The organism is Salmonella sp. SAL04214 (assembly GCF_046550615.1).
Taxonomy (GTDB): domain Bacteria; phylum Pseudomonadota; class Gammaproteobacteria; order Enterobacterales; family Enterobacteriaceae; genus Salmonella; species Salmonella enterica.
The window spans coordinates 20318-46138 of record NZ_JBGDXT010000013.1; the positions used below are offsets into that span (position 1 = coordinate 20318).

22 protein-coding genes are annotated in these 25821 nt (G+C 55.3%); 15 read left to right on the forward strand and 7 right to left on the reverse strand.

Annotated features, from left to right (window positions below; all coding sequences use genetic code 11):
- Positions 1-7: 7 nt before the first annotated feature.
- The 5 genes from yiaO to araD are packed head-to-tail and all read left to right on the forward strand — an operon-like array spanning position 8 to position 4695.
- Positions 8-994 (forward strand): 2,3-diketo-L-gulonate TRAP transporter substrate-binding protein YiaO, encoded by a 987-nt coding sequence (yiaO, locus tag ACLJQD_RS19305; RefSeq protein WP_000766341.1) that lies wholly within the window; start codon positions 8-10, stop codon positions 992-994.
- Positions 995-997: 3 nt separating this feature from the next.
- On the forward strand, positions 998-2494 hold the full coding sequence (locus tag ACLJQD_RS19310) for an FGGY-family carbohydrate kinase (RefSeq protein ID WP_017442144.1): 1497 nt from the start codon (positions 998-1000) through the stop codon (positions 2492-2494).
- Complete coding sequence (gene ulaD / locus ACLJQD_RS19315) at positions 2491-3153, forward strand: 3-keto-L-gulonate-6-phosphate decarboxylase UlaD (RefSeq protein WP_000089527.1); 663 nt, start codon at positions 2491-2493, stop codon at positions 3151-3153. Before ACLJQD_RS19310 ends, ulaD begins: the two co-directional genes overlap by 4 nt.
- Positions 3146-4006 carry an L-ribulose-5-phosphate 3-epimerase gene (locus tag ACLJQD_RS19320; protein ID WP_017442143.1) on the forward strand — a complete coding sequence of 287 codons (861 nt, stop codon included), beginning with the start codon at positions 3146-3148 and terminating at the stop codon, positions 4004-4006. The genes ulaD and ACLJQD_RS19320 overlap by 8 nt, the downstream gene beginning before the upstream one ends.
- Entirely contained in the window at positions 4000-4695 is a 696-nt protein-coding gene (gene araD / locus ACLJQD_RS19325; protein ID WP_000893174.1) for an L-ribulose-5-phosphate 4-epimerase, read from the forward strand. Before ACLJQD_RS19320 ends, araD begins: the two co-directional genes overlap by 7 nt.
- A gap of 160 nt (positions 4696-4855) precedes the next feature.
- Here araD and ACLJQD_RS19330 read toward each other — a convergent pair whose 3' ends face one another.
- Positions 4856-5671: a helix-turn-helix domain-containing protein gene (locus ACLJQD_RS19330; protein WP_000891808.1), complete on the reverse strand. Its 816-nt coding sequence runs from the start codon at positions 5669-5671 to the stop codon at positions 4856-4858.
- A 263-nt stretch (positions 5672-5934) separates the two neighbouring features.
- Here ACLJQD_RS19330 and ACLJQD_RS19335 point away from each other — a divergent pair, with 263 nt between their 5' ends.
- Positions 5935-7890: a glycoside hydrolase family 127 protein gene (locus ACLJQD_RS19335; protein ID WP_017442142.1), complete on the forward strand. Its 1956-nt coding sequence runs from the start codon at positions 5935-5937 to the stop codon at positions 7888-7890.
- A 117-nt stretch (positions 7891-8007) separates the two neighbouring features.
- Here the strand turns inward: ACLJQD_RS19335 and aldB are convergent, their stop codons facing one another.
- Positions 8008-9546 carry an aldehyde dehydrogenase AldB gene (gene aldB / locus ACLJQD_RS19340; RefSeq protein WP_000183988.1) on the reverse strand — a complete coding sequence of 513 codons (1539 nt, stop codon included), beginning with the start codon at positions 9544-9546 and terminating at the stop codon, positions 8008-8010.
- A gap of 168 nt (positions 9547-9714) precedes the next feature.
- Between aldB and ACLJQD_RS19345 the strand changes: the two genes are divergently transcribed.
- Complete coding sequence (locus ACLJQD_RS19345) at positions 9715-10596, forward strand: ROK family protein (protein ID WP_001188274.1); 882 nt, start codon at positions 9715-9717, stop codon at positions 10594-10596.
- A gap of 247 nt (positions 10597-10843) precedes the next feature.
- On the opposite strand, the gene selB is transcribed toward ACLJQD_RS19345, so the two are convergent.
- From selB to ACLJQD_RS19360, 3 genes are all read right to left on the reverse strand, one after another.
- Positions 10844-12694 (reverse strand): selenocysteine-specific translation elongation factor, encoded by a 1851-nt coding sequence (gene selB / locus ACLJQD_RS19350; protein WP_017442141.1) that lies wholly within the window; start codon positions 12692-12694, stop codon positions 10844-10846.
- Positions 12691-14082, reverse strand: a complete 1392-nt coding sequence (gene selA, locus ACLJQD_RS19355) for an L-seryl-tRNA(Sec) selenium transferase (protein ID WP_000200187.1) — start codon at positions 14080-14082, stop codon at positions 12691-12693. Before selA ends, selB begins: the two co-directional genes overlap by 4 nt.
- 98 nt (positions 14083-14180) lie before the next feature.
- A complete protein-coding gene (locus tag ACLJQD_RS19360; RefSeq protein WP_000766681.1) occupies positions 14181-14789 on the reverse strand; it encodes a glutathione S-transferase in 609 nt (202 codons plus the stop codon).
- Between the two features lie 475 nt (positions 14790-15264).
- On the opposite strand from ACLJQD_RS19360, the gene mtlA reads away from it, so the two are divergent.
- The 3 genes from mtlA (at position 15265) to mtlR (ending at position 19147) form a co-directional block, all read left to right on the forward strand.
- Positions 15265-17181: a PTS mannitol transporter subunit IICBA gene (mtlA, locus tag ACLJQD_RS19365; protein ID WP_410967629.1), complete on the forward strand. Its 1917-nt coding sequence runs from the start codon at positions 15265-15267 to the stop codon at positions 17179-17181.
- Between the two features lie 230 nt (positions 17182-17411).
- Positions 17412-18560 (forward strand): mannitol-1-phosphate 5-dehydrogenase, encoded by a 1149-nt coding sequence (gene mtlD / locus ACLJQD_RS19370; RefSeq protein ID WP_000645391.1) that lies wholly within the window; start codon positions 17412-17414, stop codon positions 18558-18560.
- On the forward strand, positions 18557-19147 hold the full coding sequence (mtlR, locus tag ACLJQD_RS19375) for a mannitol operon repressor MtlR (protein WP_000193201.1): 591 nt from the start codon (positions 18557-18559) through the stop codon (positions 19145-19147). Before mtlD ends, mtlR begins: the two co-directional genes overlap by 4 nt.
- Before the next feature lie 9 nt (positions 19148-19156).
- Here mtlR and ACLJQD_RS19380 read toward each other — a convergent pair whose 3' ends face one another.
- Positions 19157-19366: a hypothetical protein gene (locus ACLJQD_RS19380; protein ID WP_001062558.1), complete on the reverse strand. Its 210-nt coding sequence runs from the start codon at positions 19364-19366 to the stop codon at positions 19157-19159.
- Between the two features lie 290 nt (positions 19367-19656).
- Between ACLJQD_RS19380 and ACLJQD_RS19385 the strand changes: the two genes are divergently transcribed.
- The 5 genes from ACLJQD_RS19385 (at position 19657) to trmL (ending at position 24446) form a co-directional block, all read left to right on the forward strand.
- Positions 19657-20019: a YibL family ribosome-associated protein gene (locus tag ACLJQD_RS19385; protein WP_000665688.1), complete on the forward strand. Its 363-nt coding sequence runs from the start codon at positions 19657-19659 to the stop codon at positions 20017-20019.
- A gap of 273 nt (positions 20020-20292) precedes the next feature.
- Entirely contained in the window at positions 20293-21948 is a 1656-nt protein-coding gene (gene lldP / locus ACLJQD_RS19390; RefSeq protein ID WP_001055304.1) for an L-lactate permease, read from the forward strand.
- Positions 21945-22721: a transcriptional regulator LldR gene (gene lldR, locus ACLJQD_RS19395; RefSeq protein WP_017442140.1), complete on the forward strand. Its 777-nt coding sequence runs from the start codon at positions 21945-21947 to the stop codon at positions 22719-22721. Before lldP ends, lldR begins: the two co-directional genes overlap by 4 nt.
- Positions 22718-23908, forward strand: coding sequence for a quinone-dependent L-lactate dehydrogenase (gene lldD, locus ACLJQD_RS19400; protein ID WP_000586988.1), 1191 nt, complete (start codon positions 22718-22720; stop codon positions 23906-23908). The genes lldR and lldD overlap by 4 nt, the downstream gene beginning before the upstream one ends.
- A 64-nt stretch (positions 23909-23972) precedes the next feature.
- Positions 23973-24446: a tRNA (uridine(34)/cytosine(34)/5-carboxymethylaminomethyluridine(34)-2'-O)-methyltransferase TrmL gene (gene trmL / locus ACLJQD_RS19405; RefSeq protein WP_017442139.1), complete on the forward strand. Its 474-nt coding sequence runs from the start codon at positions 23973-23975 to the stop codon at positions 24444-24446.
- Between the two features lie 67 nt (positions 24447-24513).
- Here the strand turns inward: trmL and ACLJQD_RS19410 are convergent, their stop codons facing one another.
- Positions 24514-25518 (reverse strand): LacI family DNA-binding transcriptional regulator, encoded by a 1005-nt coding sequence (locus tag ACLJQD_RS19410; protein ID WP_001805166.1) that lies wholly within the window; start codon positions 25516-25518, stop codon positions 24514-24516.
- Between the last annotated feature and the right edge of the window lie 303 nt (positions 25519-25821).

Consider the following 25821-nt stretch of genomic DNA (forward strand, 5'->3'; position numbering starts at 1 on the left):
TAATATTATGAAATTACACGTTATTGCTCGTTCATTATTGATAGCTGGTCTGACGGTTTTCAGCGTGTCGTCTCTGGCGGCGCAATCTTTACGTTTTGGTTATGAAACACCGCAAACTGACTCCCAACATATTGCCGCGAAAAAATTTAACGAATTATTAAAAGAAAAAACCAACGGCGAATTAACGCTAAAACTCTTTCCTGACAGCACATTAGGTAACGCCCAGGCAATGATCAGCGGGGTGCGCGGCGGAACCATTGATATGGAAATGTCCGGTTCGAACAATTTCACCGGTCTGGCCCCTGTATTCAACTTACTTGATGTCCCCTTCCTGTTTCGCGATACCGCGCATGCGCATAAAACGCTCGACGGTAAAGTCGGCGATGAACTGAAAAAATCACTCGATTCAAAAGGGTTAAAAGTCCTCGCCTACTGGGAAAACGGCTGGCGCGACGTCACCAACTCCCGCGCGCCGGTAAAAACGCCGGGCGATTTGAAAGGCTTAAAAATCCGCACTAACAACAGCCCAATGAATATCGCGGCCTTTAAAATCTTCGGCGCGAACCCTATTCCGATGCCGTTCTCCGAAGTCTATACCGGCCTCGAAACCCGTACGATTGATGCCCAGGAACACCCTATCAACGTCGTGTGGTCAGCGAAATTCTATGAGGTACAGAAATACCTCTCCCTCACTCATCACGCCTATTCGCCTCTGCTGCTGGTGATCAATAAAGCCAAATTCGACGCTTTAAGCCCGCAGCTCCAGGAGGCACTGCTGAGTTCCGCCAAAGAAGCGGGTGACTACCAGCGCAAACTGGTCGCCGAAGATCAGCAAAAAATTATCGATGGCATGAAAGAAGCCGGAGTTGAAGTCCTGACCGATATCGACCGTAAAGCCTTCAGCGATGCGCTGGGCAGCCAGGTGCGCGATATGTTCCTGAAAGACAACCCGCAGGGCGCCGATCTCCTGAAAGCCGTGGACGAGGTGCAATAAGTCATGAGCAATTACTGGCTGGGGTTAGATTGTGGTGGGAGTTGGCTAAAAGCCGGGTTGTACGATGGCGCAGGCCGGGAAGTAGCGGTGCAACGCCTGCCGCTACACGCTTTAAGCCCGCAGCCAGGCTGGGTTGAACGCGATATGACCGAACTGTGGCAACAGTGCGCCTCGGTCATCAACAAACTGCTGACGCACACCGGGGTGAGCGGCTCACAAATCCGCGGTCTGGGCATTTCCGCTCAGGGTAAGGGCCTGTTTCTGTTAGATAAAAGCGATCGGCCATTAGGTAAAGCGATACTCTCTTCCGACCGTCGCGCCATGGAAATTGTCCAGCGCTGGCAAAAAGAAGCGGTTCCGCAAAAACTCTACCCGCTGACCCGGCAAACCCTGTGGACCGGACATCCGGTCTCCCTTTTACGCTGGGTAAAAGAGAATGAGCCGCAGCGCTACGCGCAGATAGGCTGCGTCATGATGACGCATGACTATCTGCGCTGGTGCTTAACCGGCGTGAAGGGCTGCGAAGAGAGCAACATCTCCGAGTCCAACCTCTACAACATGGCGACGGGCCAGTACGACCCGCGTCTGACCGAATGGCTGGGCATCAGTGAAATCGATAGCGCGCTGCCCCCCGTGGTGGGTTCAGCCGAAATATGCGGGGAGATCACCGCTCAGGCAGCCGCCATCACCGGTCTGGCGACGGGCACCCCCGTCGTCGGCGGCCTGTTTGATGTGGTTTCCACCGCCCTTTGCGCCGGTATTGAGGATGAATCGACCCTCAATGCGGTGATGGGTACCTGGGCCGTCACCAGCGGCATCGCTCACGGTCTGCGCGACCATGAGGCCCACCCTTACGTCTATGGCCGCTACGTCAATGACGGGCAGTATATCGTTCACGAAGCCAGCCCGACCTCTTCCGGCAACCTTGAATGGTTCACCGCCCAGTGGGGCGACCTCTCTTTTGACGAGATCAACCAGGCGGTCGCCAGCCTGCCGAAAGCCGGTAGCGACCTCTTTTTTCTGCCGTTTCTCTACGGCAGCAATGCCGGACTGGAGATGACCTGCGGTTTTTACGGCATGCAGGCGCTGCACACCCGCGCGCACCTGCTGCAGGCGATTTATGAAGGCGTGGTCTTCAGCCATATGACCCACCTCAACCGCATGCGTGAACGTTTTACCGACGTTTGCGCCCTGCGCGTTACCGGCGGCCCGGCCCACTCCGACGTCTGGATGCAGATGCTGGCGGACGTCAGCGGTTTACGCATTGAGCTGCCGCAGGTGGAGGAGACCGGCTGCTTCGGCGCAGCGCTGGCGGCCCGCGTCGGCACCGGCGTATATCGCGATTTCCGCGAGGCCCAACGCGACCTGCAGCACCCGGTGCGCACGCTGCTGCCGGACATGACCGCGCACGCCCTCTACCAGCGCAAATACCGCCAATACCAGGATTTGATTGAAGCACTACAGGGCTATCACGCCCGTATTAAGGAGCACGCATTATGAGCCGACCATTACTGCAACTGGCGCTCGACCACACCAGTCTGGAAGCAGCCCAACGCGATGTCGCCCTGCTACAGGATCATGTCGATATCGTTGAGGCCGGAACCATCCTTTGTTTAACCGAAGGCCTTAGCGCGGTGAAAGCCCTGCGAGCGCAGTGCCCGGAAAAAATCATCGTCGCCGACTGGAAAGTGGCCGATGCCGGTGAAACCCTGGCGCAGCAGGCTTTTGGCGCTGGCGCCAACTGGATGACTATCATCTGCGCCGCGCCGCTCGCGACCGTCGAGAAAGGCCACGCCGTCGCGCAATCCTGCGGCGGTGAAATTCAAATGGAGCTGTTCGGCAACTGGACGCTGGACGACGCCCGAGACTGGTATCGCACCGGCGTGCGTCAGGCGATTTATCATCGCGGACGCGATGCGCAGGCCAGCGGGCAACAGTGGGGAGAAGCGGACCTGGCACGCATGAAGGCGTTGTCCGACATCGGCCTTGAACTATCGATTACCGGCGGCATTACCCCAGCGGATCTGCCGCTGTTCCGCGACATTAACGTTAAGGCATTTATCGCCGGACGTGCGCTGGCAGGTGCCGCCCATCCGGCGCAGGTCGCCGCCGAATTCCACGCCCAAATTGACGCCATTTGGGGAGAAAAGCATGCGTAGCCATCCATTAGGGATCTATGAAAAAGCGCTGGCGAAAGACCTCAGTTGGCCAGAGCGGCTGGTGCTGGCAAAAAGCTGCGGTTTTGATTTTGTCGAGATGTCGGTGGATGAAACCGACGAACGTCTTTCTCGCCTCGAATGGACTTCGGCTCAGCGCGCATCGCTGGTGAGCGCGATGCTGGAAAGCGGCGTCGCCATCCCGTCAATGTGTCTCTCCGCCCATCGCCGTTTCCCTTTTGGCAGCCGCGACGAAGCGGTACGCCAGCGGGCGCGTGAAATCATGACCAAAGCCATCCGTCTGGCGCGCGATCTGGGGATCCGCACCATCCAGTTGGCGGGTTACGACGTCTATTACGAAGAGCACGACGAAGGCACCCGGCAACGTTTCGCCGAAGGGCTGGCGTGGGCGGTGGAACAGGCCGCAGCGGCGCAGGTGATGCTGGCGGTGGAAATCATGGATACCGCGTTTATGAACTCCATCAGCAAGTGGAAAAAGTGGGACGAGATGCTTTCGTCACCGTGGTTCACCGTCTACCCGGACGTCGGCAACCTCAGCGCCTGGGGGAACGACGTGACCGCCGAGCTGAAGCTGGGTATCGACCGTATCGCCGCTATCCACCTGAAAGACACGCTGCCGGTGACCGGTGACAGCCCCGGCCAGTTCCGCGACGTGCCGTTTGGCGAAGGATGCGTTGATTTTGTCGGCATCTTCAAAACGCTGCATGAGCTGAATTATCGCGGTTCATTTCTGATTGAGATGTGGACAGAGAAATCCAGTGAGCCGGTGCTGGAAATTATCCAGGCCCGCCGCTGGATTGAATCACGGATGCAGGAAGGAGGTTTCACATGTTAGAGCAACTGAAAGCCGAGGTGCTGGCGGCAAACCTGGCCCTCCCGGCGCACGGGCTGGTCACCTTTACCTGGGGCAACGTCAGCGCGGTCGATGAGACGCGCAAGCTGATGGTCATTAAGCCTTCCGGCGTCGAATATGAGGTGATGACCGCCGACGATATGGTGGTGGTAGAGATCGCCAGCGGTAAGGTCGTTGAAGGCAACAAAAAACCGTCGTCCGATACCGCGACCCATCTGGCGCTCTATCGCCGCTATCCGCAGATCGGTGGGATCGTGCATACCCATTCCCGCCATGCGACGATCTGGTCGCAGGCCGGGCTCGATCTGCCCGCCTGGGGCACCACCCACGCCGACTATTTCTATGGCGCGATCCCCTGTACCCGGCTGATGACCGTTGAGGAAATTAACGGCGAGTACGAGTATCAGACCGGCGAGGTGATTATTAAAACCTTTGAAGAGCGCGGTCTCGATCCGGCGCAAATCCCGGCGGTATTAGTTCATTCGCACGGCCCGTTTGCCTGGGGTAAAAATGCCGCCGATGCCGTCCACAACGCCGTGGTGCTTGAGGAGTGCGCCTATATGGGGCTGTTCTCGCGCCAGCTGGCCCCGCAGCTACCGGATATGCAGCCTGAACTGCTCGATAAACACTATCTGCGTAAACACGGCGCGAATGCCTATTACGGGCAGTAATGCCGGCAGCCACAGCCTGTGTCGGATGGCGGCTGCGCCTTATCCGACCTACAAGACTTGCAATATCAATACGTTGTGATGAACTCTTGTAGGCCCGATAAGCAAAGCGCCATCGGGCATTCAGTTTGCAACCGCGTTGTCAGAGGGCCAAAGATTATACTCAAGAATTAACGTGTTCCTTACTGTAGCGCCGCTTCCAGGCGGTAGGCGTCAGGCCGGTGTGCTTGCGGAAGATCTGGCGAAAGTAACCAACGTCATTAAAACCGCACCGCTCCGCCACCTCTTTTAACGAACGCGCGTCGCTAATCAGCAACTTTTCCGCCTCGCGCACCCGCTGGCGGTGGATGGCTTCCGTTAGCGTAAGGTGAAATACCCGCCGATAAACGCGTCCCAGATAATCCACATTGCAATGCAGTTCTTTCGCCAGAACCGAGCTGGAAAGCGGCAGGTGATAGTGCGTTCGAATCAGCTGCTGTACTTTCCAGGCCAGCGACACGCCAGCGGCCTCGGCGTTTTCATTCTGCCGGGCGTCAACGGTAAGCTGCTGCAAAATCAGCAGCACGATGAACTCCAGCGCCGGGCTGCGCTGGTGCTTTTCCTGCTCGTTCATAAACTGGCGAAAAAGCGCAATCAGCGCCTGCGGATCGGCAACCTGGGTATGCTGCGGCACGGAAAGATGCGTCAGCCAGCGCGGGTCGCTGTCCGGCGCTTTGACCTCAAAATGGAGCCAGTAAAATTTAAGATCGGCGGGAAACTCCTCAACGCCAATATGGCGGCGATGCGGCCAAAGCAACAGGCTTTCCCCGGCTTCAACACAGAAAACACATTCTTCTTCCTGAATTTTCAGGCAGCCTTTTTCCACAAATATAATTTCCCACGATTGCAGACGCCTGGCAGGATGACGCCCAATGCCGCGAGAAATAAATAATCCGCCGTTTTGGACTTTAATCGGTAATGTTATGGATAATTCGAGCATTAATATGTCATTTCCCGCTCATTCAGCACCGTATTTCATATTAGCCTTTGATTATTAACTAAAAATAGTCATTTCACTCGATCCATCTCACATTTTTAAATACGGGTCGGAATCGTCATCTTTTTTTACTCTTTTATCGCCTTGTCGCTCACCGCTATCTGGGCAAAATGAATCAGGTCATAACGCGAAAATAAAAATTACTGCCATAAAATACCCCGTCAGCGAGGAATATCTATGACCTCTACAGCCTTAAGGAGCACGAAATGAACGTACTGGAAGTCGATCTGCATAAACTGACGGTCAGCGATCCGTTCCTCGGACAGTATCAACAACTGGTTCGCGATGTGGTTATTCCTTACCAGTGGGATGCGTTAAACGATCGTATTCCAGAGGCTGAACCCAGCCATGCCATTGAAAATTTCCGCATTGCCGCAGGACAGCAGACGGGCGACTTTTACGGCATGGTCTTTCAGGACAGCGACGTGGCGAAATGGCTGGAAGCGGTTGCCTGGTCACTGTGCCAGAAGCCCGATCCCGCGCTTGAGAAAACCGCCGATGAGGTGATTGAACTGGTGGCCGCCGCGCAGTGTGACGATGGCTACCTCAATACGTACTTTACGGCAAAAGCCCCGCAAGAACGCTGGAGCAACCTGGCGGAGTGCCACGAGCTTTATTGCGCCGGGCACCTGATTGAAGCGGGCGTCGCCTTCTTTCAGGCCACCGGCAAGCGTCGGCTGCTAGACGTCGTTTGTCGCCTGGCCGATCATATCGACAGCACTTTCGGCCCTGGCGAAAATCAGCTGCACGGCTATCCGGGCCACCCGGAAATTGAGCTGGCGCTGATGCGTCTGTATGAGGTAACAGAGCAGCCGCGCTATATGACGCTGGCAAGCTACTTTATCGGGCAACGCGGCACCCAACCGCACTTCTACGACGAAGAGTACGAAAAACGCGGCCAAACCTCTTACTGGCATACCTACGGCCCGGCGTGGATGGTCAAAGACAAAGCCTACAGCCAGGCGCATCTGCCAATTTCGCAGCAGCAGACGGCCATTGGCCACGCGGTACGTTTTGTCTATCTGATGACTGGCGTGGCGCATCTCGCTCGCCTGAGCAACGATGAAGGCAAACGCCAGGACTGCCTGCGCCTGTGGAAAAATATGGCGCAGCGTCAGCTATATATCACCGGAGGCATCGGTTCACAGAGCAGTGGCGAAGCCTTTAGCAGCGATTACGATTTACCGAATGATTCGGTCTATGCGGAAAGTTGCGCTTCAATCGGCCTGATGATGTTCGCCCGCCGGATGCTGGAAATGGAAGCCGATAGCCAGTACGCCGACGTGATGGAGCGCGCGCTGTACAACACCGTCCTCGGTGGTATGGCGCTGGATGGCAAGCATTTCTTCTACGTCAACCCGCTGGAAGTGCATCCAAAATCGTTAAAATTCAACCATATTTACGATCACGTTAAGCCCATCCGCCAGCGCTGGTTTGGCTGCGCCTGCTGCCCGCCGAACATCGCCCGCGTGCTCACCTCCCTTGGTCACTACATCTACACGCCGCGTGCGGATGCGCTGTACATCAATATGTACGTGGGTAACAGCATGGAAATACCCGTTGAAAATGGCGCGCTCAAACTGCGAATCAGCGGGAACTACCCGTGGCAAGAGCAGGTGAAGATTGCCATCGACTCTGTGCAGCCGGTACGCCACACGCTGGCGCTACGTCTGCCGGACTGGTGCCCTGAGGCAAAAGTGACGCTCAACGGGCTGGAAGTGGAGCAGGATATTCGCAAAGGTTATCTGCATATCCGTCGAACCTGGCAGGAGGGCGATACGATAACCCTGACGCTGCCGATGCCGGTTCGCCGCGTGTATGGCAATCCGCTGGCGCGTCACGTCGCCGGTAAGGTCGCCATTCAGCGCGGGCCGCTGGTCTATTGCCTTGAGCAGGCCGATAACGGCGAAGAACTGCATAATCTGTGGTTACCGAAAGAGAGTGAGTTCCGGGTCTTTGAGGGCAAAGGGCTTTTTGCGCATAAGATGCTGATTCAGGCTGAAGGCGAGAAGCAAAGCGCCCCAGATGCGCAGCATCAGGCGTTGTGGCACTACGATAACGCGCCGTCATCGCGCCAGCCGCAGACGCTAACGTTCATTCCGTGGTTTAGCTGGGCCAACCGTGGCGAGGGCGAAATGCGGATTTGGGTTAACGAACGGTAATACTGTGCCGGATGGCGGCTGCGCCTTATCCGGCCTACAAGATTTGCAATATCAGTATATTGCGATGAATTTTTGTAGGCCCGATAAGCGCAGCGCCATCGGGCATTACCTCTTGCGTCAGAACAGCCCCAGCGGCTTATCGGAATAGCTCACCAGCAGGCACTTGGTTTGCTGGTAGTGTTCCAGCATCATCTTATGCGTTTCGCGCCCGATGCCCGACTGTTTATAGCCGCCGAACGCCGCATGTGCCGGATAGGCGTGATAGCAGTTGGTCCACACGCGCCCGGCCTGAATGCCGCGCCCCATCTTATAGGCCAGATTGCCGTTGCGGCTCCAGACGCCAGCGCCCAGGCCGTATTGGGTATCGTTAGCGATTTCCAGCGCCTCCTCCATGGTTTTAAAGGTGGTTACCGCCAGCACCGGGCCAAAGATCTCCTCCTGAAAGACGCGCATATTGTTCTTACCAAACAGGATAGTAGGCTCAAGGTAATAGCCCTCTTTAAGTTCGCCATCCAGCTCCTTGCGTCGCCCACCGGTCAGAATATCGGCCCCCTCTTTTTTACCGATATCGATATAATTGAGGATAGTCTCAAGCTGGCCGTGGGAGACCTGCGCCCCCATCTGTGTACCGCTATCTAGCGGGTTCCCGCTGCGAATGCTCTCTACCCGGCGAATAGCGCGCTCCATAAAGCGCTCATAGATGGACTCCTGGACCAGCGCACGGCTTGGACAGGTACACACCTCGCCCTGGTTAAAGGCAAACAGGGCAAATCCCTCCAGCGCTTTATCAAAGAACGCATCTTCCTCATCCATCACGTCGGCGAAGAAGATATTGGGCGATTTACCGCCTAACTCCAGCGTCACCGGAATAATATTCTGCGTGGCGTACTGCATGATCTGTTGACCCACTTCCGTCGAACCGGTAAACGCCACCTTCGCGATACGTTTCGAGGTCGCCAGATATTCGCCGATCTCGCCGCCCGCACCGTTCACAACGTTGACGACGCCCGGCGGTAACAGATCGCCAATGACTTCCATTAACAGCAAAACGGAAAGCGGCGTCAGGCGTGCCGGTTTAAGCACCACGCAGTTACCCGCCGCCAGCGCTGGCGCCATTTTCCAGCTTGCCATCAACAACGGAAAGTTCCACGGGATTATCTGCCCCACGACGCCAAGCGGTTCGTGAAAATGGTAGGCCACAGTTTCGCTATCAACTTCGCTGATCCCGCCCTCCTGCGCACGTATACAGGAGGCGAAATAGCGGAAATGATCGATCGCCAGCGGTACGTCGGCGGCGCTGGTTTCACGAATCGGTTTACCGTTATCCCAGGTTTCCGCTGTCGCCAACAGTTCGAGGTTTTGTTCCATCCGATCGGCGATCTTAAACAAGATAGCGGCACGGTCTTGTACTGACGTATGCGCCCACTTATCTTTCGCCTTATGCGCGGCGTCGAGCGCTAAATCGATATCTTTTTTACCGGAGGAAGCGACTTCACATAGCGGCTGGCCGGTTACTGGCGTCAGGTTTTGATAATATTCGCCGTCGGCGGGCGCAACCCAGTCACCGCCAATAAAATTGTCATAGCGGGCTTTTAACTTCAGTGGGTACCCGTATTCACCTGGCTGAATACGTGTTGAAGGGGGATTGTTCGTCATGACCAACTCCTTATTGTAAAGGTACTCCACAAGGGTAGACGGTACTGGTGAATTTTTCGCCAATGGTTTCCCGCTTTACGACAGCAATCACGAATTACTTTCCTTTACGTTTCTCCGTCTGGTTTTAGCCATACTAAACAGGTGCCTGTTTAACGTACGGAGAACACTATGCAGCAATATATCGGTATTGATGTGGGAGGAACTCACGTCAAATATGGCGTGATTAACAGTGACGGCGAAGAATTAACCCATCATCAATTCGATACGCCAGAGGACGCCTCCACGTTTACCCGCAAATGGCAGGATGTGGTGGCGCGTTGCCAACAGGACTATGACATTGCGGCAATCGGGGTCAGTTTCCCCGGCCATATTAATCCCCATAACGGTCATGCGGCAAAAGCGGGCGCGCTGGCTTACCTGGATGACGTCAACCTGATGGAGTTGTTCAGCGGGCTGACCGATCTGCCGCTGGTCGTAGAGAACGACGCGAACTGCGCGGCGCTGGGCGAAATGTGGCGAGGTGCCGGGCAGCATTATGAAAACATGGTCTGTATCACCATTGGAACCGGCATTGGCGGCGGTATTATCGTCGGACGAGAACTGTATCGCGGCGCACATTTCCATGCCGGTGAATTCGGCGTCATGCCGGTCGGGAATAATGGCGAAAGTATGCATAAGATCGCGTCAACCAGCGGATTAATGGCGTCGTGCCGCCAGGCGCTGGCGCTGCCTGCCGAAGAGATGCCGCCTGCGGATGTGATCTTCGAACGAATGGCGACCGATGTTCATCTGCGTGAGGCGGTCAATGACTGGGCGCGTTATCTGTCACGCGGCGTTTACAGCGTGATCTCTATGTTTGATCCGGGCGTGGTGCTGATCGGCGGAGGAATAAGCGAACAGGAAAAGCTCTACCCGCTCCTGACGCGGCATCTTGAAACGTTTGAAATGTGGGAGGCGCTCCAGGTGCCGATTCAGCCCTGCCAACTGGGAAATCAGGCGGGCAGGCTGGGCGCCGTCTGGCTGGCGCAGCAAAAGCTCGACCGAGGCTAACGAGTTACGCCTTATCCGGCCTGCATCGTCTACGCAGGCCCGGTAAGCGTCCGCGCCACCGGGCAAAGGCGTTACATCGCCGCGCGATAAAGTTCCACAATCTCATCGTGAGTCGCCTGACTAAGGCGCAAAGAATATGGGCAAAACTATTCTGATAATAGGCTCACGCTGGCTATTTTAAGAAGCCAGAAAAATAAAAAGCAACGCAATAATTGTATTGCTTCATTTGTTATTTAATTTAACCATTTCATTCTTTTTGCGGAAATAATAACGCATCACGTAATAAATGATCATTCCCACGACGTCGTGTAAATCCAATCCGGTCAAAATATTCAAGGATCTGAATGGCCAGTTTCCGCCCTACATTCAGCCTGTCGCGAAAATCCGCCGCACACGTTGATCCTCTCTCTTGATCCAGCTCGCGGATCATATTGGCGAAAGCGACAATCCGATCGTTACGATAGTACCGATCTTTTACGATCGCGGTAATGATGCCTTGCTGTGCCGCCTGCCGCAGCACCAGCCGCATCAATTGTTCTTCCGTTCCGGTCTCTTTCGCCAGATCGCGTACCCACCAGGGCTCATCGCCAAATAGCGGTTCGACTTTTTGCCAGACGGCCTGCTGCTCATCGCTAAATCCTGCTTTATGATCCGGCAGATGCAACCAACCGTGATGGCTATGAATCAGGCCGTCGTCGCGCATCCGCTCGATCAGCATCAGGACCAGCGCTTCATCCTCCATTGGCAGGGCCATGCGGCGTAAACGCTCGCGTCCCGGCCCCGGTTCATCGCGGTGCTGTTCGTGGTAGGTCGCCAGCGTATCAAGAATCTTACGCTGCCAGCGGGCGGCGACGGGCGCACTTAACAGATTGTCTCCGGCCTGGATAAAACCATGTTGCTCAATAAGCTGACGCATACCGAGAGGATTAAGCTGACGCGCCCAACCGAAATCCGGCAGGTTGACGGCGCCGCGTTCCAGATGAATGGCCAACGCCGCGCTATCGTCCTGCGCGGCGGCAAGCGTTGAAAGCCAGTGCAAATAATCTGGCTTACGTTTACCGCGACGCGGCGCGTTAAGCGTCACCACACGTGCGCCGGCAAGGGTGGCGCGTGCGGAAATATCACGCAGCACCAGTCTGTCATTATCGGCCAGCCACAACGGCGTATCAAAGATCAGCTCGGCCAGTCCGCCTTCCAGCAAAGAGACGCGACCGGTCACATGGCTGGCGGCATGGTGAATATGTAGCGGCTGCCATTGGGAAAGCGGCGCATGAAGCGCCAGAGAAACGATCACCCGGGAAAAAGCCTCCCCCACCGGCGCATCCGAAAGCAGCCAGTCGCCTCGGTTAAGCTGCTCCTTCTCCGCATCGCCCGCAATATTGAGCGCAATACGTTGCCCGGCATACGCATGGTCGGTGGGCTGATTTTGCGCGTGTAGACTTCGTACGCGCATCGGCGTATTAACGCCGGTCAACCATAGCGTATCGCCCACGTTTACCTCTCCGCTCAGCGCCGTTCCGGTCACCACCAGTCCCGCCCCTTTCACCGTAAACGCACGGTCGATAGCCAGACGGAAACGATGCTGCGCGGCGTGCGAACGTGCAGGAAGTTGCTGTAAATGAGCGCGAAGTTCTGCAATACCGCGTCCTTCATTGGCGGCGGTGACAAATAAAACGGTATCGGCGAAGCCATAGTTGTCGAGCGCCGCCAGTACCTCTTCACGTACTTCACCGATACGCGCCTCGTCCACGCGATCGGCTTTGGTCAGCGCGACGGTGAGCTGGAGATTGCCCGTCAGTTGCAGGATCTGTAAATGCTCGCGCGTTTGCGCCATAACGCCGTCATCACAGGCGACCACCAGCAAAGCGTGATCGATACCGCCTACGCCCGCCAGCATGTTAGAGAGGAATTTTTCATGCCCAGGCACATCGATAAAGCCCAGCACACGACCATCCGGCTGCGGCCAATAGGCGTAACCCAGATCGATAGTCATCCCGCGTTTTTTCTCTTCCGGCAGACGGTCGGCATTAATGCCGGTAATCGCCTGGAGCAACGTCGTTTTACCGTGGTCTACGTGTCCGGCAGTTGCAATAATCATTTCAGCATCATCTCCATAAACCGGCTTTCGTCTTCAAGACAGCGCATATCCAGCCATAAACGGCCATCATAAATTCGGCCAATGACCGGTACAGGCAGCATGCGCCAGCGGGCCGCCAGCGCCTCCAGCCGACTACCGCGCCCGTCGTGCGGGGTAAAGGTCATGGCGGCGCTGGGAAGGCGGTCTACCGGTAATGAACCGCTGCCGATTTGCGACAGGCAGGGTTTAACCTCCAGCGCAAATTCATCGCCGTAACGTGCCGCCAGCCGCGCCTGTAATCGCTGCGCTTGTTCGCGAATCGACGCTTCACTGCGGGTTAACAGACGCAGGGTGGGTAATTTCTCCGCCAACGCTTCCGGGTGCAGATACAGACGTAACGTTGCCTCCAGCGCCGCCAGCGTCATTTTATCCGCGCGCAGAGCGCGTTTCAGCGGATGGCTTTGCAGTTGGGCAATCATCGCTTTTTTGCCGACGATGATCCCGGCCTGCGGCCCGCCCAGCAACTTATCGCCGGAGAAGCTTACCAGGCTGACGCCTGCGGCAATGAGCTGCTGCGGCATCGGCTCTTTGGGTAAGCCATATTGACTTAAATCCACCAGCGAACCGCTGCCCAGATCCGCCACCACCGGAATATCCAGCTCTCGCCCGATTTCCGCCAGTTCCGCTTCCTCTACCGTTTTGGTAAAGCCTTCAATGCTGTAATTACTGGTATGCACCTTCATCAACAGACCGGTATTTTCATTTACCGCCTGACGGTAATCTTTCGCGTGCGTCCGGTTGGTGGTGCCCACTTCATGCAGCGTACAGCCCGCCTGGCGCATAACATCCGGAATACGAAACGCGCCGCCGATTTCGACCAGCTCGCCACGCGAAACCACCACCTCTTTGCCGCTGGCGGTCGCCGCCAACATCAGCAATACCGCCGCCGCATTGTTATTGACGATACAGGCGTCCTCCGCCCCGGTGATACGGCATAACAGCGTCGCCAGCGCCCGGTCGCGATGCCCCCGCCCGGCGCCATCTAAATCGTATTCCAGCGTCACCGGCGCGCGCATCGCCTGCGTTACCGCCTCAATCGCTTCTTGCGCCTGCAAGGCGCGGCCAAGATTGGTGTGCAGCACCGTCCCCGTCAGGTTAATCACCGGGCGCAGCGCGCTTTGCGCCGCATTTTCCAGCCGGAGTTTCGCCTCTTGCGCCCAGTCTGCGTACCAGTCGGGAAGCGTTTGCGTATTCCGTATGACGTCGCGCGCGTCGTCAAGCATCCGCCTAAGCAGATCAACCACCTGGGTATGGCCATACCGATCGCGCAGAGAAAGAAAAGCGCTATCGTGCAATAAGCGATCGATAGCAGGAAGCTGGCTGTAGAGTGTACGCGTTTCGCTTGTCATGAAAATGCCTGGCTGTTGGTGGCCCTCTCCTGGCGGGAGAGGGATATCGACATAAGGGGGATTGTAACGTGAGTTTGCTCAGGCGGACATAATACGCGTCAAGCCTTTGGCGCTTCGGTGCGGGCAAAGCTTTCGCGTTGAAAAAGCGTTTCGACCAGTTTGACCAGGTGGGGGCGGCTAACACACCAGCCGGGCGCGACCCGGCGGAAGTTGAGATAGCCTACCGCACAGGCAATCGCGATAGTCGCCAGATTGACCGTATCCGTTTTTAGCGTCCCGTCGCTCAGATAACTTTCGAGCATATCCAGGCTGCGGTTGATTTTTTCCCGCTGGCGCAGCAGTTCCGTTTCCGATTGTTGCGCCGCCGGACGCGCCTGTTCGCGTACAGAAACCAACGCTGCATCCATAATGCCGTCAGCCAACGCTTCGAGCTGGCGAACTTTAAGCGCTGCCATCGGGTCACGCGGGAGCATCGCTGGCGCGATATCCAGCAGCTCAATATATTCCGCGATGATCGGCGAATCGAACCAGTACTCCCCTTTCTCCGTCACCAGCGCTGGCACCTTACCCAGAGGGTTGTATTGCGCCACGCCGTTATCCGCCTCGTAGGGTAGTTCATTAATAAATTCGAAGGTAATGCCTTTTTCGAGCAGCAGAACAGAGATTTTGCGCACAAAAGGGCTGGTGTAGCTACCGATGAGTTTCATGCCGTGTCCTTTTTGCCAACCAGTAAAAATCATAGTATGGCTCAAATAAGACGAAAAGAGACGCAAAAGGAGGTTGCTGAATGACATAACGTGAGTGAGCTCGCGACAAAATGTTTGCCGGATCGTATTGGCGTTACCCGGGCTTAAAATTTCTTGTGAAGAGGATCACAAAAATTCAACAAAGCACCAAAATAAAAATGTGAAATATCTCACATAAAATGGTCTTTTAAGAGCTAAAAATTAGATTCGTTGTTTTTTTACACAGCCACTTTGTGATCAATATCACATCAATTACCTCTCTACCCCCTATATTTATGTGACACAAATCACATAAATTGTCCCTGTCTGGACAGTTGAACGATTCAGTGCCAGATTGCGCAGTATCTACACTACAGGGTCCGGCTACCTCTGCCGCTACATTAACAAACCTCGGGCTTTCAGCCTGCGCGACAGCAACATAAGAAGGGGTGTTTTTATGTCATCCGATATTAAGATCAAAGTGCAAAGCTTTGGTCGATTCCTCAGCAATATGGTGATGCCTAATATCGGCGCGTTTATCGCGTGGGGTATTATCACCGCATTATTTATTCCAACAGGGTGGTTGCCTAACGAAACGCTGGCGAAACTGGTTGGTCCGATGATCACCTACCTGCTGCCGCTGCTCATCGGTTATACCGGCGGTCGTCTGGTTGGCGGCGAACGCGGCGGCGTGGTGGGCGCTATCACTACCATGGGCGTTATTGTCGGCGCGGATATACCGATGTTCCTTGGCTCGATGATCGCCGGTCCATTAGGCGGCTACTGCATTAAGAAATTCGACAGTTGGGTAGACGGTAAGATCAAATCCGGTTTTGAGATGCTGGTGAACAACTTCTCCGCTGGCATTATCGGTATGATCCTCGCCATCCTGGCGTTCCTCGGTATTGGTCCGGCGGTTGAAGTCCTGTCCAAAATTCTGGCGGCGGGCGTTAACTTCATGGTGGCGCACGATATGCTGCCGCTGGCGTCCATTTTTGTTGAACCGGCGAAAATCCTGTTCCTCAATAACGCGATTAACCACGGCATCTTCTCACCACTGGGTATCCAGCAGTCCCATGAGATGGGTAAATCCATCTTCTTCCTGATTGAAGCTAACCCGGGTCCGGGGATGGGCGTCCTGCTGGCGTACATGTTCTTCGGTCGCGGCAGCGCTAAACAGTCTGCGGGCGGCGCGGCAATTATCCACTTCCTGGGCGGTATCCATGAGATCTACTTCCCGTACGTGCTGATGAACCCACGTCTGATCCTGGCCGTTATCCTTGGCGGTATGACCGGCGTATTCACCCTGACCATCCTGAACGGCGGTCTGGTTTCTCCGGCTTCTCCTGGCTCCATTCTGGCGGTACTGGCGATGACGCCAAAAGGCGCTTACTTCGCTAACATCGCTGCCATCGTGGCGGCAATGGCGGTCTCCTTCGTGGTTTCTGCAATTCTGCTGAAAACCAGCAAAGTGAAAGAAGAAGATGACATTGAGGCGGCCACCCGTCGTATGCAGGACATGAAAGCGGAATCTAAAGGCGCCTCTCCGCTGGCGGCTGGCGACGTGACCAACGACCTGAGCCATGTGCGTAAAATCATCGTGGCTTGCGATGCCGGTATGGGTTCCAGCGCGATGGGCGCAGGGGTACTGCGTAAGAAAGTACAGGATGCGGGCCTGAGCCAGATCTCCGTCACTAACAGCGCCATTAACAATCTGCCGCCGGATGTGGATCTGGTCATTACTCACCGTGACCTTACCGAGCGCGCGATGCGTCAGGTACCGCAGGCGCAGCATATTTCGCTAACCAACTTCCTGGATAGCGGCCTGTACACCAGCCTGACCGAACGTCTGGTTGCTGCACAGCGCCACAATACTAATGAAGAGAAAGTACGCGACCATCTGAAAGACAGCTTTGAAGAGGGTGATAACAACCTGTTCAAACTGGGTGCGGAGAATATCTTCCTGGGCCGTAAAGCCGCTAACAAAGAAGAGGCGATTCGCTTTGCCGGTGAACAACTGGTGAAAGGCGGCTATGTTGAGCCGGAATACGTCGAGGCGATGCTGGACCGCGAAAAGCTGACGCCGACTTACCTCGGTGAATCCATCGCAGTTCCGCACGGCACGGTGGAAGCGAAAGATCGCGTGCTGAAAACCGGCGTGGTGTTCTGCCAGTATCCGGAAGGCGTACGCTTCGGTGAAGAAGAAGACGATATTGCCCGTCTGGTCATTGGTATCGCCGCACGTAACAATGAGCACATCCAGGTCATCACCAGCCTGACCAACGCGCTGGATGATGAATCCGTGATCGAACGTCTGGCGCACACCACCAGCGTGGATGAAGTGCTGGAACTGCTGGCAGGTAAAAAAGCTTAACAGTTAAGTATCCCCAAAATAGTTCGAGCTGCAGGAAGGCGGCAACGCAGTGAATCCCCAGGAGCGTACATAAGTACGTGACTGGGGTGAGCGAGGAGAGCCAACGCATCTGCAGTTCGAAATATGAAGGCGATACCCTCTCCCTTGTGGAGAGGGTTAGGTTGAGGGGAAATCTATGCAGTCCCTCACCCCAGCCCTCTCGGGTAAAAACATTAATGAAGGTTAATACTATGAAAGCATTACATTTTGGCGCAGGTAATATCGGTCGTGGCTTTATCGGCAAACTGCTGGCTGACGCGGGGATACAACTGACGTTTGCGGATGTAAACCAGGTCGTACTCGATGCCCTGAATGCCCGTCATAGCTATCAGGTTCATGTTGTGGGTGAAAATGAGCAGGTGGATACCGTTTCCGGCGTCAACGCTGTCAGCAGCATCGGCGATGATGTTGTCGACCTGATTGCCCACGTTGATTTAATCACTACTGCCGTGGGTCCGGTTGTGCTTGAGCGTATCGCTCCGGCCATCGCTAAAGGGCTGGTAAAACGTAAGGCGCAGGGCGTGGATGCCCCGCTGAATATCATCGCCTGTGAAAATATGGTGCGCGGCACCACGCAGCTGAAAGGCCACGTAATGAACGCGCTGGCGGATGGCGATAAAGCCTGGGTTGAACAGCACGTCGGTTTTGTCGATTCCGCCGTTGACCGTATTGTGCCGCCATCTGCTTCTGCGACCAACGATCCGCTGGAAGTGACGGTAGAAACCTTCAGCGAGTGGATCGTCGATAAAACCCAGTTTAAAGGCGCGTTGCCAAACATTCCGGGGATGGAGTTAACGGATAACCTGATGGCATTTGTCGAACGTAAACTCTTCACGCTGAACACGGGTCATGCTATAACCGCGTACCTCGGCAAATTAGCCGGTCACCAAACCATTCGCGACGCCATTCTCGATGAGAGTATTCGCGCGGTGGTGAAAGGCGCGATGGAAGAAAGCGGCGCGGTGCTGATCAAACGCTACGGTTTTGATGCCGACAAACATGCGGCATACATTCAGAAAATCCTCGGTCGTTTTGAAAACCCGTATCTGAAAGATGACGTCGAACGCGTAGGTCGTCAGCCGCTACGCAAACTCAGCGCGGGCGACCGTCTGATCAAACCGCTGCTTGGCACCCTGGAATATGGTCTGCCGCATGTGAATCTGGTCAAAGGGATCGCGGCGGCGATGCATTTCCGTAGTGATGAAGATCCGCAGGCGCAGGAGTTGGCGGCTCTGATTACCGAAAAAGGCCCGCAGGCCGCGCTGGCGCAAATTTCCGGGCTGGATGCCAATAGCGATGTGGTGGCAGAGGCGGTTAACGCATATAACGCGACCAAATGACGCAGAACCCGGCGCAGGTTAGCCTGCGCCCAAATAACAGATTGTCAGATATGCAGGCAATAATGGAACAAACCCAGGCCTTTGAAAATCGTGTGCTTGAGCGTCTGAATGCTGGCAAAACCGTACGGAGCTTCCTGATTACCGCCGTCGAGTTATTGACCGAGGCGGTGAATATTCTGGTGCTCCAGGTGTTTCGCAAAGACGACTATGCGGTGAAATACGCTGTGGAACCGTTGCTGGACGGCGACGGGCCGCTGGGCGATCTTTCGGTACGTCTGAAACTTATCTATGGCCTGGGCGTACTCAGCCGCACCGAATATGAAGATGCGGAGCTGTTAATGGCGCTGCGCGAAGAGCTGAATCACGACGGCAATGAGTACGCCTTTACCGACGATGAAATCCTCGGGCCGTTTGGCGAACTGCACTGCGTCATGGCGCTGCCGCCGCCGCCGCATTTTGATACGTCCGACGCGGCGCTCTACGCCATGCAAATTCAGCGCTACCAGCAGGCGGTGCGTTCGACGATGGTCCTCTCTCTGACCGAGCTGATTTCTAAAATCAGCTTAAAAAAGGCCTTTCAAAAGTAAATCCCGCCCTTAACCTCTTTCTTCTTCTTTTGGTCGGTACAGCCGTCGGTAATATTCCAGACGCTGCAAATAAATGGGCGCGCTCTCCGACGGCACTTCGGAAGGAACATAATCACGCGGCGGCGTTTTATTCAGGTATTCACGGAACGCCTGGCTGGACGCCATAAAATCGACGGCTTTATCAATAAGAAGTGGTACGTTCTCACCTATTTTTGCCATGATAGATCCTCCATGTGGGGCCCGCGTCTGACTCCCGCGGTCGCTTATTTGAGTTTAGGATCAATTTAGCGTTGTCATTGAGGAAAATGTGCTTAATCGCTTTTCTTGCCGACAAAAGGGCGCTTCATCTTTTCTTTCGACAAAAAGGATTTTATTCTCAACGAGATAATTAAATAATGAGCAGTGTAATACTTGCCATAATTGATTATCTTTACGTCATGAGTTGTGAAGAATCACTCACTGCGCGCATACTATAAGGTATCTATCCCATTTCTATCAGAAGCTATCCCATGAAAGAAGTCGAAAAAAACGAAATTAAACGCCTGAGCGATCGTCTTGACGCTATTCGCCACCAGCAGGCAGGTCTCTCTCTGGTTGAATCCGCCGATAAATACGCGGAGCTGGAAAAAGAAAAAGAGACGCTGGAAGCAGAAATTATCCGTCTGCGCGAAGTACACAGCCAGAAACTGAGTAAAGAAGCGCAGAAGCTGATGAACCTGCCGTTTCGCCGCGCGATCACTAAAAAAGAGCAGGCCGACATGGGCAAGTTGAAGAAAAGCGTGCGTGGCCTGATTGTTGTCCACCCGATGACGGCGCTGGGCCGGGAAATGGGGCTCAAAGAGATGACAGGCTTTAATAAAACAGAATTCTAAACGTTGACCGGGCGGCACTTTCGCTTACCCGGTTCTTCCTTTCTGACTGACTAAATTATTGGTCCTACCAATTCCCGCTGGATCCGACCACAGGTTCACATTTCATTAAATTAACTCTACAATACCGTTGCCAATAAATAACATCTGGTTAACTATTTGTTGTCATTATCCATACACAACAATATTGGCAGGACCACTTTTACACATAATGTGACTTCAACGAGATGAGCAAAGATTCATCCCATTATGCGTGTGGTTCTCAGGAGACCTGCAATGAACCTCTGGCAACAAAACTATGACCCGGCGGGTAATATCTGGCTTTCCAGCCTGATTGCATCGCTCCCAATCCTGTTCTTCTTTTTCGCCCTGATTAAACTCAAGCTGAAAGGCTATGTTGCCGCTTCGTGGACGGTGGTTATCGCGCTCGCCGTCGCGCTGCTGTTCTATAAAATGCCAGTCGATCACGCGCTGGCATCGGTCGTGTATGGCTTCTTCTACGGGCTATGGCCGATTGCCTGGATAATCATCGCCGCGGTCTTCGTCTATAAAATTTCGGTCAAGACCGGGCAGTTTGACATTATTCGCTCGTCAATTCTGTCAATTACCCCCGATCAACGTCTGCAAATGCTGATTGTCGGCTTCTGCTTCGGTGCGTTCCTTGAAGGCGCGGCGGGTTTCGGCGCGCCGGTGGCGATAACCGCCGCGCTGCTGGTGGGTCTGGGCTTTAATCCGCTGTATGCGGCAGGGTTGTGCCTGATTGTAAACACCGCGCCAGTCGCCTTTGGCGCGATGGGGATCCCGATTCTGGTTGCCGGACAGGTCACGGGCCTGGACAGCTTTGAAATCGGTCAGATGGTCGGTCGTCAGCTACCGTTCCTGACCATTATCGTCCTGTTCTGGATTATGGCGATTATGGACGGCTGGCGCGGCGTGAAAGAAACCTGGCCTGCGGTGATGGTCGCTGGCGGCTCGTTTGCTATCGCCCAGTATCTCAGCTCCAACTTTATCGGGCCGGAACTGCCGGACATCATCTCTTCACTGGTGTCTCTGGTGTGTCTGACGCTGTTCCTCAAACGCTGGCAGCCGGTACGCATCTTCCGCTTCGGCGATATGGGCGCGTCACAGGTCGATCAGACGCTGGCCCGTACCCGCTATACGACAGGACAAATTGTTCGCGCCTGGTCGCCGTTCCTGTTCCTGACCGCCACGGTCACTCTCTGGAGCATACCGCCGTTCAAAGCGCTGTTTGCCCCCGGCGGCGCGCTGTATGACTGGGTAATTAACGTTCCGGTACCGTATCTCGATAAACTGGTCGCCCGTATGCCGCCGGTTGTACACGAAGCGACCGCTTACGCGGCGGTGTATAAATTTGACTGGTTCTCCGCCACCGGCACGGCGATCCTGTTTGCCGCGCTGTTGTCTATCGTCTGGCTGAAAATGAAACCCTCAGCCGCAATCCAGACCTTTGGCAGCACGCTGAAAGAGCTGGCGTTGCCGATTTACTCCATCGGCATGGTGCTGGCGTTCGCGTTTATCTCGAACTATTCCGGGCTTTCTTCCACGCTGGCGTTAGCGCTGGCGCACACCGGCAGCGCTTTCACGTTCTTCTCGCCGTTCCTCGGCTGGCTGGGTGTCTTCCTGACCGGGTCCGACACCTCATCTAACGCGCTGTTTGCCTCTCTACAGGCTACCGCGGCGCAGCAAATCGGCGTTTCGGATGTGCTGATGGTGGCGGCAAATACCACCGGCGGCGTGACCGGCAAGATGATCTCGCCGCAATCTATCGCCATCGCCTGTGCGGCAGTGGGATTAGTGGGGAAAGAGTCTGATCTGTTCCGCTTTACCGTGAAACATAGCCTGATTTTCACCTGCATGGTGGGGGTGATTACCACCCTGCAGGCCTATGTCTTAACCTGGATGATTCCGTGATTGTGATGCCAAAACGCCTGTCCGACGAGATTGCCTCTCGCGTGCGGGCGCTGATTGAAGAACAAAACCTGGAAGCGGGCATGAAATTGCCCGCCGAGCGCCAGTTGGCTCTACAGCTTGGCGTATCACGCAACTCTTTACGCGAAGCGCTGGCGAAGCTGGTCAGTGAAGGCGTGCTGGTGAGCCGTCGCGGCGGCGGGACATTTGTCCGCTGGCAGCACGAAACCTGGTCTGAACAGAATATCGTGCAACCGCTGAAAACCCTGCTGGCGCACGATCCGGACTACAGTTTCGACATTCTGGAAGCCCGCCACGCCATTGAAGCCAGTACGGCCTGGCACGCCGCCATGCGTGCCACCGCTGCCGACAAAGAGAAAATCAGACTCTGCTTTGATGCGACGCTCAGCGAAGACCCGGATCTCGCCTCCCAGGCCGACGTGCGCTTTCATCTGGCGATCGCGGAAGCCTCGCACAATGTGGTGCTGTTGCAAACCATGCGCGGTTTCTTCGACGTCCTGCAATCCTCCGTCAAACAGAGTCGCCAGCGTATGTATCTCGTTCCGCCCGTATTCTCAAAGCTGACGGAACAACACCAGGCGGTGATGGACGCCATTCTGGACGGTAACGCCGAGGGCGCGCGTAAAGCGATGATGGCGCACCTCAGTTTTGTCCACACCACGATTAAACGATTTGATGAAGACCAGGCCCGCCAGGCGCGTATTACCCGCCTGCCCGGCGACCATAATGAGATGACCAGGGAGAATAAATCATGATTATTTCAGCAGCCAGCGATTATCGCGCCGCAGCTCAGCGCACGTTGCCTCCTTTCCTCTTCCACTACATCGACGGCGGCGCGTATGCGGAATATACCCTGCGCCGAAATGTGGAAGACCTGTCGCAAGTCGCTCTGCGCCAGCGCGTGCTGAAAAATATGTCCGATTTAAGCCTGGAAACGACCCTGTTTAACGAAACGTTGTCGATGCCAGTGGCATTAGCGCCGGTAGGTCTGTGCGGCATGTACGCCCGTCGCGGCGAAGTACAGGCCGCCGCCGCCGCAGACGCAAAGGGCATTCCGTTCACCCTTTCCACCGTCTCCGTCTGTCCGATAGAAGAAGTTGCACCAACCATTAAGCGCCCGATGTGGTTCCAGCTTTATGTGCTGCGTGACCGGGGCTTTATGCGCAACGCGCTTGAACGTGCGAAAGCGGCGGGCTGCTCCACGCTGGTCTTTACCGTCGATATGCCAACGCCGGGCGCGCGCTACCGTGACGCCCACTCCGGGATGAGCGGCCCAAACGCCGCCATGCGCCGTTACTGGCAGGCGGTGATGCACCCTAAATGGGCGTGGGATGTCGGCCTGAACGGTCGCCCGCATGATTTAGGCAATATTTCCGCCTATCTGGGTAAACCGACCGGCCTTGAGGACTATATCGGCTGGCTGGCAAATAACTTCGATCCGTCCATCTCCTGGAAAGATCTGGAGTGGATACGCGAATTCTGGGACGGCCCAATGGTGATCAAAGGGATCCTCGATCCAGAAGATGCCCGCGATGCGGTACGTTTCGGCGCTGACGGTATCGTGGTGTCGAATCACGGCGGCCGCCAGCTCGATGGCGTGCTCTCTTCCGCCCGCGCCCTGCCCGCCATTGCCGATGCGGTGAAAGGCGATATCGCCATTCTGGCGGATAGCGGGATTCGTAACGGGCTGGATGTCGTGCGTATGATTGCGCTGGGGGCCGATACCGTACTGCTGGGTCGGGCCTATCTCTACGCGCTGGCGACGGCAGGAAAAGCGGGGGTCGCCAACCTGCTGGACCTGATCGAGAAAGAGATGAAAGTCGCCATGACCCTGACCGGCGCGAAATCCATTAGCGAAATCAGTGGCGATTCACTGGTGCAGGAACTGGGGAAAAGTTTGCCCGCCGCGCTGGCGCCAATGAGCAAAGGCGATGCCGCCTGAACGCCTGGCGCGTGAGAGCCCGGTAAATTTCTGCTATTCTGCCCCCCGCATTTAAGGGGGCATCATGCTTAACATCGTACTCTTCGAACCAGAAATCCCGCCGAATACCGGCAACATCATTCGTCTTTGCGCCAATACCGGCTTTCGTCTGCACATCATCGAACCGATGGGGTTTACCTGGGATGATAAGCGCTTACGCCGCGCAGGGCTGGACTATCACGAATTCGCCGCGGTTCAGCGCCATCACGATTATGCCGCCTTTGTCGCCGCTGAAAATCCGCAGCTCCTGTTTGCGTTGACGACAAAGGGCACGCCCGCCCATAGCGCCGTAAGCTATCAGGATGGCGATTATTTGATGTTTGGCCCGGAAACGCGCGGCCTGCCCGCCAGCATTCTCGATGCGTTGCCTAAAGAGCAGAAGATTCGCATTCCGATGATGCCGGATAGCCGTAGCATGAACCTGTCGAATGCGGTGTCGGTGGTGGTGTATGAAGCGTGGCGCCAGTTAGGATATCCCGGCGCGGCATTGCGGTCGTAATATATTCAATGCCGGATGGCGGCTAACGCCTGATCCGGCCTGGCCGATCCCGATGGCATGTTCCCGTTTATGCGGACTCTCGCTCAATCAAATGAAAGCCAATATCCACAATAGCTTCTGCGCACGGTTTCTGTTCAATACGATCGGCCAACAGCGTAGCGGCGCGCTGACCAATGGCGCGTCTGTCAACGCTTACGGTAGTAATTGACGGTCGATTGCTGGCGGCAAAATCAAGGTCGCCAAAACCAATAACCGCTAAATCATGCGGAATGCGCATACCACGGCTTTCCGCCTCCATCATCGCCCCCTGTGCCAGGGTATCAGAACTGCAAACAATGACATCAAACGTCCCTTCGTCAAAAAGCTGGCTTAAACCGCTGCGCCCCAGCGAAAGCGATGCCGGAAGGGGGACATCTACCTGCGGTACGGCATGAATAGCGTGGCGTTGAAGAACACTACATAACCCCTGCTTACGTTGCGCGGCTCGGCGATCGGCGGTCCACAACAAGCCGGGACGACGATAGCCCTTACTCAGAAGATACTCCCCCGTCGCCTGCCCGACTTTTTCATGGGAAAAACCGACCAGCATATCAAGCGGCGTGGGCGTTAAGTCCCAAATTTCCACCACCGGAATAGCCGCGTTCAGGATGACCTTTTTCAGTTCTATCGTGTGATGGATCCCGGTAAGCACCACGCCATCGGGGCGGCGGGAAAGCAGTGTCGCCACCAACTCCGCTTCCGTTTGTTCGGTATATCCCGCCACGCACAGCAATATGTGATATCCGCGTCGGGCCAGTTCATCGCTCAGCGACTGGATGGTATCGACAAACATGTTGTTGTTAATTTGCGGCACGACGACAGCGATTAATTTACTCCGTCGCGACGCCAGACCACCGGCTAACGCGTTGGGTATGTAGCCTGTGACGCGAACCGCCTGCATGACTTTCTCAACCGTTTTGGGGCGAACCAGTTGTGGCGAATTCAATGCCCGGCTGACTGTCATCGGAGACAGCCCGGCGCTACGTGCTACATCTTCCAGCGTCGGCGCACGAGGTGATTTGGTTCTCTTCACGTCTGATGCCCCTGCAAAGATTGGCTGATTTATCCGCGCATTATTCATCATGCCTGCGGCTATTGCCAGCTTCGCATCAGGAAAGGCCGTAAATACAGTAGCTTATCAAGCTCAGTCATTACAAAATGATAGCGCCATCATTTTGTATTATGCATTTCCCCAGATATTTTTGGATCGTGATCCATTTTGCAATAAATCCTGCTTTTTATACGACATATGTGATCAAATGTTCAAATCAACATCAACTTTCTGGATCCTGCGTTCGCTTAATAATAAAAATGTTAGCGCAATCATTTTGTGATT